Origin of the sequence: Aggregatibacter segnis ATCC 33393, assembly GCF_000185305.1 — a bacterium.
GTDB lineage: Bacteria > Pseudomonadota > Gammaproteobacteria > Enterobacterales > Pasteurellaceae > Aggregatibacter > Aggregatibacter segnis.
Genome location: NZ_GL622200.1, coordinates 309,628 through 322,352 on the forward strand (window position 1 = coordinate 309,628; position 12,725 = coordinate 322,352).

Consider the following 12,725-nt stretch of genomic DNA (forward strand, 5'->3'; position numbering starts at 1 on the left):
GAAAACGTAGCTAGAAACAACCGCACTTTATGGCACTTAATAAGAAAAAAGGAAAGTGAGAGATTCACTTTCCTTTTTCTTTTTTAACTTGTGTTCTTATTGTTTCCGCCAAGTGGTGCCGTTTAGCCCGTCTTCTAACACAATGCCCATTTGGGTTAAGGCGTTGCGTGCCGCATCAGCAGCCGGCCAGTCTTTGGCGGCGCGGGCTTCGTTGCGTTGTTTGATGAGACCTTCGATTTTGGCGACTTCGTCATCATCAGAGCCGGCTTGTAGGAATTGTTCCGGATCGAGTTGAAGCAAGCCGAGAATGCCGGCAAGTTCGCGTAAACGCGCGGCAAGTCCATTGGCTTTGTCCATGTCTTCGGTTTTCAGTTTGTTCAATTCACGCGCCATTTCAAATAGTACGGAAAGGGCGTTTGGCGTATTGAAGTCGTCGTCCATCGCCTCGCGGAACGTATCCACAAAATTTTCACCGCCAAAAGCCACCGCACTTTTATCGGTGCCGCGCAATGCGGTGTAGAGGCGTTCTAATGCGCCATGGGCGAGATTGAGGTTTTCTTCGCTGTAATTTAATTGGCTACGGTAGTGGGCGCTGAGCAGGAAGTAACGCACGCTTTCCGCATCGTAGTGATTTAATACATCGCGAATCGTGAAGAAGTTGCCGAGGGATTTCGACATTTTCTCTTTATCCACCATGATCATGCCGGAATGTAGCCAATAGTTCACATACTGGTTACCGTGGGCGCAACAAGATTGAGCGATTTCGTTTTCGTGGTGCGGAAACATCAGGTCGGAGCCGCCACCGTGAATGTCAAAATGTTCGCCAAGTTGTTTGCTGTTCATGGCGGAGCATTCAATGTGCCAACCCGGACGGCCTTTGCCCCAAGGTGAATCCCAACTTGGTTCATTTGGTTTGGACATTTTCCACAACACGAAATCCATTGGGTTTTTCTTGATTTCATTGATTTCAATACGAGCCCCCGCTTGTAATTGCTCTAAATCTTGGCGGGATAATTTGCCGTACTCTTTGAAGCTTTCCACATCAAACATCACATCGCCATTGTCCGCCACATAAGCATGTCCGCGTTGAATCAGTTTTTCTACAATAGCAATAATTTCAGGAATGTGATGGGTCGCACGCGGTTCAAAATCCGGACGCAAAATGTTCAGGGCGTCAAAATCCTTGTACATTTCCACGACCATGCGATCCACCAATTGCTCACAGGTTTCTTTGTTTTCTAAGGCGCGTTTAATGATTTTGTCGTCCACGTCAGTGATGTTGCGCACATAGGTCAACTCGTAGCCTAAATAGCGTAAGTAACGCGCCACTACATCGAAACAGACAAAGGTACGGCCGTGTCCGATATGGCAGAGATCGTAAACGGTCACGCCGCAAACATACATGCCGATTTTGCCTGCATGAATCGGTTTAAAAATTTCTTTTTCGCGAGTAAGAGTATTGAAAAGTTTTAACATATTGGGATCCAAATCTTTTTGAAAACGTACCGCACTTTATGGCGATTTGGGGCGGATTATGAAATAATGACGCTCTTTAATTCGTATAGGAAAAGCACAATGATTACACTACACACTAATTTCGGCGACATTAAAATTGCCTTAAATCACGAAAAAGCACCGGTAACGGCAGAAAACTTCTTAACTTATTGTAAAAATGGGTTTTATGATAACACAATTTTCCACCGCGTGATTGACGGTTTTATGATTCAGGGCGGCGGCATGGAAAGTGGTATGCGCGAAAAAGCGACTAACGCACCGATTAAAAACGAAGCCAACAACCGTTTAAGCAACAAGAGTGGCACCATTGCCATGGCGCGTACTTCCGATCCGCATTCGGCGACGGCGCAATTCTTCATTAACGTGGCGGATAACACCTTCTTGGATTACCGTTCAAAAGAAATGTTTGGCAAAGAAGTGGTGCAAGAGTGGGGCTACGCAGTATTCGGTGAAGTTGTTGAAGGCATGGATGTGGTGGACAAAATCAAAGGTGTGAAAACCGGCAATAAAGGTTTCCACCAAGACGTACCGAACGAAGATGTGGTGATTACCTCTGTTACCGTTGACGAATAAGACTATGGGCAACTCATTGAGTTGCCTGATTTTTTTAGATTGATATGTATTCCTTTTTTGACACTCATACTCATCTTGATTATTTACAGCAGTTCACCGGTGAGCCGTTGGCGCAGCTTATGCAAAATGCGCAGATAGCTGGCGTGCAAAAGATCTTGATTGTCGCCGTGTTACAGCGGGATTTCAAAATAATTGAAAAAATGACCGCACTTTATCCGCAACAGTTGTATTACGGCTTGGGGTTACATCCCTTGTACATCAAAGAACACCAAGCGCAGGATTTGGATTTATTGGAACAGGCGTTAGCAACGCGTTCGCCAAATTGCACAGCGGTGGCGGAAATCGGTTTGGAACGTGCCGTGCCGGAATTATTAACCGATGAGCTATGGCGCAAGCAATGCGATTTTTTTGAAGCGCAACTGCATTTGGCGAAAAAGCACGATTTGCCGGTAAACATGCATTCCCGCAAGTCGCACGATCAGCTGTTCTCTTTTCTCAAACGCATTGAGGTGCCGAAACGTGGCGCCGTGCATGGTTTTGCAGGCAGCTACGATCAGGCAAAACGTTTTGTGGATTTGGGCTATTCTATTGGTGTAGGCGGCACGATTACCTATGAGCGTGCTAATAAAACCCGTCAAACCATCGCGAAATTGCCGCTTGATGCCTTGCTGTTAGAAACGGATTCGCCCGACATGCCGGTATTCGGTTTTCAAGGTCAACCGAATCGCCCGGAAAGAGTGCAACAGGTTTTTAAGGTGTTGTGTGAATTAAGACGTGAAACGCCGGAGATGATTGCCGAGACAATTTGGCAAAATAGCCTCAGAAAATTTGCTTGAAAAAAGCACCGCACTTTTATGTAGGTATTAAATCTTAAAACGATGAATGATCTGATTTGCCGAACCGCGCCAAACCAAGCTTGGGTCCGCCTGTTCTTGAATAAACTTACCATCAATGAGCACATCAATGTAGGGCAACATTTGCCGTTGATATTCGTTCAATTCCTCTAATTTGTAACCCGTCCAGACCCAAATATCTTTATCGGGACATTCCCGTTTTACCCGTTGAACCAAAGGCAACAGCGCTTCTACGTTTCTCGGATGCAAAGGGTCGCCACCGGAGAGGGTCAAACCTTGGCGTTTAATACGGGTGTCTTTGAGATCCTTGAGAATTTGTTCTTCCATTTCACTACCAAAGGGCACCCCGGCGCTAAACGACCAGCTTTTTTGGTTGTAGCACCCCTTACAGCCGTGAGTGCAGCCGCTGACAAAAAGCGTACAACGCGTGCCTTCGCCATTGACGATGTCGACGGGGTAGTATTGGAGGTAGTTCATTTTCGTTTTGTTTAAATCAAATTCGCTTTTTTTAATATTGGGTTTCGCCGATGGCGACTCACTTTCTTTTGCTTGCACAAAAGAAAGTAAGCAAAGAAAAGTGCACCCGGATAAGCCGCTGCTCTTCGCTTGATTGCCATTTTCTTTACGGCAATTTTCGAACTCGCTACGCTCAAACAGACGAAAATTGCCTAAAAATGGCAAGCCGCTCAGGCGTCTTATACGGGAATCCCATTTTATTTGAGCGTTGCAAAAGTGCGGTCAGATTTTTTCATGTTTTTGACTGAAAATCTCTCAAAAATGACCGCACTTTATCGTGATAATGCGACTAAAATCCCCCTCTTTAGCAAAGAGGGGCTAGGGGAGATTTGGCATAGCCTTAAAATCACATATGTTTAACCCGACGCTTCACCTCTTCCTGTTTTCCAGCATTAAACGGACGGGCATCCGGGCTGCCGAGGTAGCCGCAGACACGACGGGTGACAGAAACTTTTTCACTGTCGTGGTTGCCACATTTCGGGCAGGTGAAACCTTTGCTAGTGCATTCAAATTCACCGGTGAAACCGCATTCGTAGCATTCGTCGATTGGCGTGTTGGTCCCGTAGTAAGGCACGCGGTCGTAGCTGTAATTCCATACGTCTTCCAACGCTTTCAAGTTATGTTGAATATTCGGGTATTCGCCGTAGCAAATAAAACCACCGTTAGCCAATGGTGGGTACACCATTTCAAAGTCTAACTTGTCGTACGGGTTCACTTTTTTCTCTACGTCCAAGTGATAGCTGTTGGTGTAGTAACCTTTATCGGTCACGCCGTCGATAACGCCGAACTGTTTAGTGTCAAGGCGGCAGAAACGGTCGCACAGATTTTCACTTGGTGTAGAGTATAAGCTGAAGGCATAACCTGTTTCGGCACGCCATTGTTTAACCGCGTTGCTTAAGTGTTCCACGATAGCACGGCCTTTTTCTCGCAGCATTTCGTCATCGTAAATATGCCCTTGGTGATACAACGCATTGATGGTTTCGTGAATACCGATGTAGCCAAGGGAAATGGATGCGCGGCCATTTTTGAAGATTTGCGCCACGTTATCGTCTGCTTTCAAACGCACACCGCAGGCGCCTTCCATGTAGAGAATTGGCGCGACGCGGGCTTTGGTGTGTTCCAAGCGGGCAATACGGGTCATTAAGGCTTTTTTCGCCAAAGCCAAGCGTTGATCCAATATTTCATAGAAACGTTTTTCATCGCCTTTGGCTTCAATGGCAATACGTGGCAAATTGAGGCTTACTACGCCGAGGTTGTTACGTCCGTCATGGATTTGTTCGCCATCCTCTTCGTAAGCGCCCAAGAAACTGCGGCAGCCCATGGGGGCTTTAAAGGAGCCGGTGACTTTGACGACTTGGTCGTAATTCAGAATATCCGGATACATCCTTTTGCTGGCGCATTCCAACGCAAGTTGTTTGATATCGTAATTCGGGTCGTTTGGTTCCAAATTTACCCCTTTGCGTTGAGTAAAGACCAGTTTCGGGAACACCGGTGTTTTGTGGTTTTTGCCTAAACCGCGAATTCGATTTTGTAAAATGGATTTTTGAATTAAACGTGCTTGCCAAGTTGTGCCTAAGCCAAAACCAAAGGTAACAAACGGTGTTTGCCCGTTGGCGGTGTGTAAGGTGTTTACTTCATATTCCAAGGACTGGAAGGCATCGAAACATTCTTTTTCAATCAAGGCTTGCGCATATCCTTGCGTATCTGGAATGTTCCATTGCTCTGCATTTTTGAGGTGTTTTTCATAGCTTAACTGCACATAAGGTGAAAGGACTTCATCAATACGGTTAATGGTGGTGCCGCCGTAAATATGGCTGGCCACTTGAGCAATGATTTGGGCAGTGACAGCGGTTGCGGTACAGATCGATTTTGGCGGTTCGATTTCTGCATTTCCCATTTTAAAACCATGGGTCAACATGCCTTTTAAATCGACTAACATACAGTTAAACATCGGGAAAAATGGGGAATAATCTAAATCATGATAATGGATTTCCCCTTTTTCATGGGCTTCCACAACATCACGCGGCAAAATATAACGCTTGGCATAATGTTTCGCCACGATACCGGCCAATAAATCCCGCTGTGTCGGGATCACTTTGGCATCTTTATTGGCATTTTCGTTGAGCAATTCCACGTTGCTTTGTTCAATCAGCCCTTCGATTTCTTTGGTTAATTGACTGCGTTTTTCACGCGCCATATCACGTTCGTGACGGTATTCAATATAAGCGCGTGCAATTTGTGGATATTGGCTTGCCATCAGGTGATTTTCGACAATCTTTTGAATGTGGCTAATATCAATTTCTTGTTGATGATGCGCGAAAATGTCATTGCTGACTTTTTGTGCAATGTCATGACAAAAGCGTTCATCTTGAATATCCACCGCTTGCGCTGCTTTTTTAATGGCATTAATAATGCGTTGAATTTCAAACCCGATGCGTGAACCATCACGCTTTATGACGAAAAATGTACCCATGTTAGCCACCTATATTTAGTGTGTTATCAAAGTGGCGATACTATATATAGATATTTTTTTAAATTCAACACACAATATGTAGTGTTTTTGTGTGTTTGGAATGTATTAAATGTCGTGAGGCAAGTTAGTCATTGGTTTTGTTGAAAATTTAGCAGAAAAGAAAAATAAAAGAATTTTATTGTTTTGTGATTTTGATCACAAATTGAACGTTTTGTGTTTAAAATAAAAAAGCGCGGTCAAAATTCATTGTCAATTTTGACCGCACTTATTATGTAAAAACTTAACTATACATCGCTTCAATCTGCTCTTTATAGCGTTGCAGAATGACTTTTCGACGTAATTTTAGCGTGGGGGTAATTTCTTCCAGCTGCGTGCTGAATGCCTGAGGCAACAACGTGAAACGTTTGATTTGTTCCCAACCGGCAAGCTCTTTTTGTAATTCATTGATTCGCTGTTCTAGCATTTGCAAAATCTCAGAATTTTTGAGCAATTCCAACCGATCTTGATATTTGATATTGACCTGTTTGGCGTACTCCTCAAGGGCGGCGTAGCTAGGTACGATAAGGGCGGAAACGTATTTTTTTGCATCAGCAATGACTGCAATTTGTTCGATAAATTTATCTTTGCCGATTTTGCTTTCCAACACTTGTGGGGCGATATATTTGCCATTGGAGGTTTTCATTAATTCTTTAATGCGGTCGGTGATGTATAAATTCCCCTCGGCATCAAATTCGCCTGCATCACCGGTTTTTAAGAAACCGTCTGCAGTGAAAGTATCGGCCGTTTCCTGCGGTTTTTTGTAATAACCTTTCATCACCATGCCACCGCGCACGAGGATTTCGTTATTTTCGCCAATTTTGGCTTCTGCGCCCGGCATTAAGCGACCGATGGAATTGGCGTTAAAGTGAAGATCATCCCAGCAGGAAACCGTCGCGGTGGTTTCTGTCATGCCGTAACCCAGCTTAATGTTTAAACCGATGCTGTGGAAAAATAAACCGATCGTCGATTCTAATTTAGCACCGCCGCAAGGCATCATCCGAATGCGCCCGCCAAGTAGCGCACGTAATTTTCCAAGTACCAACTTGTTGGCGAGGGCATACTGTTGTTTTAACAAAAAGCGGATCTTTTGTCCTTTGGCAAGGGCATCGAAATGCTGATGCCCAACGTCTATCGCCCAATGAAAAATACGTTGGCGAAGTTTTGGCGCATGATGGACTTTGTCTAAAATGGCCGTATAAATTTTTTCGTAAAACCGTGGCACGGCACACATTAAGGTTGGACGAATCTCTGTCAAAGCCGACCGCACTTGATTGGTGTCTTCAATGTAACAGTTGGTCGCGCCGCGATGAAGCACATAAGCTACCCAAGCGCGCTCAAAAATATGAGATAACGGCAAGAAGGAAAGAGATACGTCGGTATCATCCACTTTTAATGCCTGATCGTGGGCGTTGAGTTGATGCGCTAAATTCGCGTAATCCAACATCACGCCTTTCGGCTCACCGGTCGTGCCGGAGGTGTAAATTAATGTGAACAAATCCTCCAAGCACTTGCCATCCAACCGTTGTTGTAATTCCGCCTGATATTGTTCATCTGCCATCTCAATAAAGTCTTGCCAATGGCAGGCTTTGGCGTGTTCATGCAAATGGATTGTGCTTTTCATCGCCACGATTTTTTCCAGTTTCGGGCATTCATCGACGATCTCCAATACTTGATCATATTGTTCTTGGTCGCCCACGAAAATGATCTTCATATCTGCATTGTTAATAATAAATTGGGCTTGTTTGGCGGTGTTCGTGGCATAAATCGGCACGGTGACGGCACGCACTTGCAATGCACCGATATCGGTGATTGTCCAACGCGGCATATTATGCGAGAAAATACCAATTTTATCTTGAATATCAATATGATTTGCTAATAACGCTAATGAAATTTGGTCAATTTGTTGTTGAAACTCTGACCAAGAAATAGACAACCAATTGTTGTCTTTGAAGTAACGAAGTGCGGTGTGATTTGCTAACGTTTTTGCTTGGCTACGCACACGGTGAATAAAATGAAAATTGAGATCCATGGTTAAAAAATCCAAAATCAGCTAACAGTTGTGCGCTAATATAGCGGATTGAGGCTCAAAACTCTAGCAATAAGACTGTGTTTTGTGGGGATTTATTGTGTTGATGCCACTAGACAAATTATCCCTATAATTCTCGACAAAATACCGCTAAAATTACCCACTATGGCTTTGTCAACCTTGCTCAAGCCAACGCTCAAAATCCATTGGATTTTTTGACCGCACTTTTTGTTATTTTAAGGATGTTTATGTCACCGCCACGTTTTGTTCATTTGCAGGTTCACAGTGATTTTTCCATGATTGACGGTATCGCCAAAGTGAAACCGTTGGTGAAAGCCTGTGTGGAAAATAACATGGTGGCGATGGGGCTAACAGACTTCACGAATTTCTGTGGCTTGGTCCGGTTTTATGGTGAGGCATTATCTTCCGGCGTGAAGCCGATTATCGGGGCGGATGTGCTAGTGCAAAATGAGCTGTGTGGCGAGGAAAGATTCCGTTTAACCCTCTTGGCAAAAAATAATGAAGGTTATAAAAATATCACCTTGTTGCTTTCCAAAGCCTATGAGCGCGGTTATGCCGATGTGCCGTATATTGATCAGCAGTGGCTAGTAGAACATCGTGCCGGGGTGATTGTTTTATCCGGCGGCGTCAATGGCGATGTAGGTAAAAAATTACTGCGTAGCAATACTGATGAACTTAAAAGTGCGGTGGATTTTTACCACGAATTTTTCCCTGATCATTTTTATCTGACGCTTACCCGTACCGGTCGCCCTGATGAAGAACATTACATCCAAGCCGCGTTAGAGTTGGCTGAACGCGAACAATTGCCGGTGGTGGCGACCAATGATGTATGCTTTTTACAGGCAGAAGATTTTGAAGCCCATGAAATTCGTGTAGCGATTCATGACGGTTTCACGTTAGACGATCCGAAACGTCCTAAAAATTATACTAGTCAACAATATTTCCGTTCTGAACAAGAAATGTGTGATTTGTTTGCCGATGTGCCAAGTGCATTGGAGAATACGCTACTGATTGCACAACGCTGTAATGTCACCATTCGATTGGGTGAATATTTCTTACCGAAATTTCCAACCGGGGATTTAAGCACCGAAGATTACCTTGTGAAACGCGCCAGAGAGGGCTTGGAAGCGCGCCTCAAAGTGTTGTTTCCTGATGAAAACGAGCGTGCAGCGCGCCGTGCGGAATATGATGAACGCTTGCAGGTGGAACTGGATGTCATCAACCAAATGGGCTTTCCGGGTTATTTTTTGATCGTGATGGAGTTTATCCAATGGTCAAAAGATAACGATATTCCTGTCGGGCCGGGGCGGGGTTCCGGTGCGGGGTCTTTAGTGGCTTATGCGTTAAAAATTACCGATTTGGACCCGTTGGAATTCGATTTGCTTTTTGAGCGTTTCCTCAATCCAGAACGGGTTTCCATGCCTGACTTTGACGTGGACTTCTGTATGGACGGACGCGACCGCGTGATTGAACACGTCGCTGAAATGTATGGACGTGGTGCGGTGTCGCAAATTATTACGTTCGGTACCATGGCGGCAAAAGCGGTGATTCGCGATGTGGGGCGCGTACTGGGACAACCTTATGGTTTTGTGGATCGCATTTCTAAACTAGTACCGCCTGATCCCGGTATGACACTTGCCAAAGCCTTTGAAGCCGAGCCAAAACTGCAAGAAATTTACGATGCGGATGAAGAAGTCAGAGCTATTATTGATATGGCGCGCAAGCTGGAAGGTGTCACTCGAAATGCCGGTAAGCATGCCGGTGGGGTGGTGATTTCGCCAACGCTAATTACAGATTTTTCACCGCTGTATTGTGATTCGGAAGGTAAACATCCGGTGACCCACTTCGATAAAAATGACGTGGAATATGCGGGTTTAGTGAAGTTTGACTTCTTAGGTCTGCGTACCTTAACCATCATCAAATGGGCGCTGGATATGATTAACGCGCGCATGGAAAAAGAAGGCAAACCGTTGGTGGATATCAACACTATCCCATTGGATGATCACCAATCTTTTGAAGTGTTGCTCAATGCCGAAACTACGGCGGTGTTTCAGTTGGAATCGCGTGGCATGAAGGATTTGATTAAGCGCCTCAAGCCGGACTGTTTTGAAGATATTATCGCGTTGGTGGCGTTATTCCGTCCCGGCCCATTGCAATCGGGTATGGTGGATAACTTTATCGATCGTAAACACGGGCGCGAAGAAGTATCTTATCCTGATGCCAACTATCAGCATGAAACCCTTAAGCCAATTTTAGAACCGACCTACGGCATTATTTTGTATCAAGAGCAGGTCATGCAAATTGCTCAAGTGTTGGCGGGTTATACGTTGGGTGGCGCGGACTTATTGCGTCGTGCGATGGGTAAGAAAAAACCGGAAGAAATGGCGAAGCAGCGTTCCGTATTTGAAGAGGGTGCCATCAAAAATGGCATAGACGGCGATCTTTCCATGAAGATCTTCGATTTGGTGGAAAAATTTGCGGGTTATGGCTTTAACAAATCACACTCTGCCGCTTATGCTTTAGTGTCCTATCAAACCCTGTGGCTGAAGGCGCACTACCCGGCGGAATTTATGGCGGCAGTCATGACTTCGGAAATGGATAACACCGACAAAATCGTTGGCTTATATGACGAATGTATGCGCATGGGCTTGAAAGTCGTGCCACCGGATATTAACACCGGAAAACATCATTTTAGCGTCAATGAAAACGGCGAAATTGTGTATGGTATCGGTGCGATTAAAGGCGTGGGTGAAGGGCCGATTGCAGCCTTGGTAGAAGCTCGTGAGAAAGACGGTATTTTCAAAAACTTGTTTGATTTATGTGCCCGCGTGGATTTAAAGAAAATCAATCGACGTACGTTTGAAAGCCTGATTAAATCCGGCGCTTTCGATAAACTTGGGCCACATCGTGCGGCGTTACAACAAAATTTGGAAGATGCACTACGTGCCTCCGATCAACATGCCAAAGACGAGGCTTTAGGGCAGACGGATATGTTCGGCGTGTTGACGGAAACCAATGAAGAAGTGGAACATTCTTATGCCAATATTGCCCCTTGGACGGAAAAGACCATTTTAGACGGTGAACGGGAAACCCTCGGGCTGTATCTCAGCAGCCATCCGGTGAGTCGTTATTTAAAAGAATTATCCCATTACAGCCCAATGCGCCTAAAAGAATTAACGCCGAATTATCGCGGACAAATGAGCACCGCCAGCGGTTTGGTGGTGAATACGCGCATTGCCGTGACCAAAAAAGGCAACCACATCGGCATTGCTACCATTGATGATCGCTCCGGTCGTTTAGATTTAACGTTGTTTGGCGAAGCGTTGGATAAATTCGGTGAGAAACTGCAAAAAGACACGGTGATCGTGGTGTCGGGACAAGTCAGTTTTGACGATTTCTCGCAAGGCTTGCGAATGTCTGTGCGGGATTTGATGACGATTGATGAAGCGCGTGCGCGTTATGCCAAAAGCCTGGCGATTTGTCTTTCGCAAGAGCAAATCACACCGCAATTTATTAAGAAATTCAAACATATTTTACAGCCTTATAGCAGCAATTCTCTGCCGGTGCATATTTATTACCAAAGCCCACAAGGCAGAGCCTTAGTCAAAATGGGCGTGCAATGGTCGGTCAACCCAACCGATGAATTGCTGACCGAACTTGTGACATTGCTTGGCGAAAGCGCGGTGGAGTTGGAGTTTGAATAGATAATAGAGATAAAAAGTGCGGTCGGAAAAATCATTGTTTTTTCGACCGCACTTTTTCTATGAGCCGGGTTAGGCAACTTTAGCCGTGCCTAACGTCCCATCATCAATCATTTCTGTTCTCGGCGTGCCGATGATTTCCCACACTTTTTCCCCATTTTTGAAGAAGACAAATCCACCGTTTTCCATTTTGCTCCAGACTTCGTCTTTGGTGAGTGGTACGGTGGTAATGATCGTGACTTTATCGCCCTCTTTGGCGTATTCATTGAAGTCGATGACACCATCGTCATCAACACGTTGTGCTTTGCCAAATGGGGCTTTACGGGTGAGATAGTGTAAATTAGTGGAACAGCGGGCAATCATCCATTCGCCGTTAGACAGGATAAAGTTAAAGGTGCCATGCTCTGCGAGTTTGTTGCTGATATCTTGCACGGCTTGAAAAATCTGTTCTTCGTTTGGTTTTTTGCGAAAGCGATTTTTTAATTGTTCTGCCATGTAACAGAAAGCGGTTTCTGAATCAGTGCTGCCGATAGGTTGACAGAAGGATTCGCTCATGTCGGGCAGTTCGGTTAAGTTACCATTATGGGCAAACACCCAATTTTCTCCCCAGATCTCACGGATAAAGGGATGGGTATTTTCAAGATTTACATCGCCTTGCGTCGCTTTGCGAATATGCGAAATAACGTTGAGGGATTTGATGTGATATTGTTTCACGCAATCAGCGATAGGGGAAATGTGGCCCGGTTTATTGTCGCGGAAAATACGCACGCCTTTGCCTTCAAAAAAAGCGATACCAAATCCGTCAGAATGGGAATCAGTAAGTCCGGCACGATGACGAAATCCTTCAAATGAAAACACAATATCCGTCGGCGTATTGCAGTTCATTCCCAATAATTGGCACATAAATTTGTTTTAACCCTTGTTTAGAATAACCATAGAAGAAGTGTAGATTTAACACCATAACTCCGCGAATTTCAATATTCTCACGACCTCATTTTTAGAACAAA

General features: G+C 44.9%; 8 protein-coding genes. 3 read left to right on the forward strand and 5 right to left on the reverse strand.

Annotated elements, in window-relative coordinates:
• Window positions 1-96: 96 nt before the first annotated feature.
• A complete protein-coding gene (gene cysS, locus HMPREF9064_RS07770) occupies window positions 97-1,476 on the reverse strand; it encodes a cysteine--tRNA ligase (RefSeq protein ID WP_006717015.1) in 1,380 nt (459 codons plus the stop codon).
• Between the two features lie 99 nt (window positions 1,477-1,575).
• Between cysS and HMPREF9064_RS07765 the strand changes: the two genes are divergently transcribed.
• Window positions 1,576-2,088 (forward strand): peptidylprolyl isomerase, encoded by a 513-nt coding sequence (locus HMPREF9064_RS07765; RefSeq protein ID WP_006717017.1) that lies wholly within the window; start codon window positions 1,576-1,578, stop codon window positions 2,086-2,088.
• 44 nt (window positions 2,089-2,132) lie between these two features.
• Window positions 2,133-2,924 carry a TatD family hydrolase gene (locus HMPREF9064_RS07760; RefSeq protein WP_006717019.1) on the forward strand — a complete coding sequence of 264 codons (792 nt, stop codon included), beginning with the start codon at window positions 2,133-2,135 and terminating at the stop codon, window positions 2,922-2,924.
• Window positions 2,925-2,951: 27 nt separating this feature from the next.
• Here HMPREF9064_RS07760 and nrdG read toward each other — a convergent pair whose 3' ends face one another.
• The 3 genes from nrdG to HMPREF9064_RS07745 form a co-directional block, all read right to left on the reverse strand.
• Window positions 2,952-3,419: an anaerobic ribonucleoside-triphosphate reductase-activating protein gene (gene nrdG, locus HMPREF9064_RS07755; protein ID WP_032998084.1), complete on the reverse strand. Its 468-nt coding sequence runs from the start codon at window positions 3,417-3,419 to the stop codon at window positions 2,952-2,954.
• Between the two features lie 385 nt (window positions 3,420-3,804).
• Window positions 3,805-5,931 (reverse strand): anaerobic ribonucleoside-triphosphate reductase, encoded by a 2,127-nt coding sequence (gene nrdD, locus HMPREF9064_RS07750; protein WP_006717025.1) that lies wholly within the window; start codon window positions 5,929-5,931, stop codon window positions 3,805-3,807.
• Between the two features lie 280 nt (window positions 5,932-6,211).
• Window positions 6,212-7,999 carry an AMP-dependent synthetase/ligase gene (locus tag HMPREF9064_RS07745; RefSeq protein WP_006717027.1) on the reverse strand — a complete coding sequence of 596 codons (1,788 nt, stop codon included), beginning with the start codon at window positions 7,997-7,999 and terminating at the stop codon, window positions 6,212-6,214.
• A gap of 245 nt (window positions 8,000-8,244) precedes the next feature.
• Here HMPREF9064_RS07745 and dnaE point away from each other — a divergent pair, with 245 nt between their 5' ends.
• Entirely contained in the window at window positions 8,245-11,721 is a 3,477-nt protein-coding gene (gene dnaE, locus HMPREF9064_RS07740) for a DNA polymerase III subunit alpha (protein WP_032997762.1), read from the forward strand.
• A 69-nt stretch (window positions 11,722-11,790) separates the two neighbouring features.
• Here the strand turns inward: dnaE and HMPREF9064_RS07735 are convergent, their stop codons facing one another.
• A complete protein-coding gene (locus HMPREF9064_RS07735) occupies window positions 11,791-12,621 on the reverse strand; it encodes a class II glutamine amidotransferase (RefSeq protein WP_032997763.1) in 831 nt (276 codons plus the stop codon).
• Window positions 12,622-12,725 lie beyond the last annotated feature (104 nt).

Bases quoted from the DNA above. Each gene is read 5' to 3' on its own strand.
- HMPREF9064_RS07760 (WP_006717019.1), top strand. From the start codon at position 2,133: ATGTATTCCTTTTTTGACACTCATACTCATCTTGATTATTTACAGCAG.
- HMPREF9064_RS07765 (WP_006717017.1), top strand. From the start codon at position 1,576: ATGATTACACTACACACTAATTTCGGCGACATTAAAATTGCCTTAAAT.
- dnaE (WP_032997762.1), top strand. From the start codon at position 8,245: ATGTCACCGCCACGTTTTGTTCATTTGCAGGTTCACAGTGATTTTTCC.
- nrdD (WP_006717025.1), bottom strand. From the start codon at position 5,931: ATGGGTACATTTTTCGTCATAAAGCGTGATGGTTCACGCATCGGGTTT.
- HMPREF9064_RS07735 (WP_032997763.1), bottom strand. From the start codon at position 12,621: ATGTGCCAATTATTGGGAATGAACTGCAATACGCCGACGGATATTGTG.
- HMPREF9064_RS07745 (WP_006717027.1), bottom strand. From the start codon at position 7,999: ATGGATCTCAATTTTCATTTTATTCACCGTGTGCGTAGCCAAGCAAAA.
- cysS (WP_006717015.1), bottom strand. From the start codon at position 1,476: ATGTTAAAACTTTTCAATACTCTTACTCGCGAAAAAGAAATTTTTAAA.
- nrdG (WP_032998084.1), bottom strand. From the start codon at position 3,419: ATGAACTACCTCCAATACTACCCCGTCGACATCGTCAATGGCGAAGGC.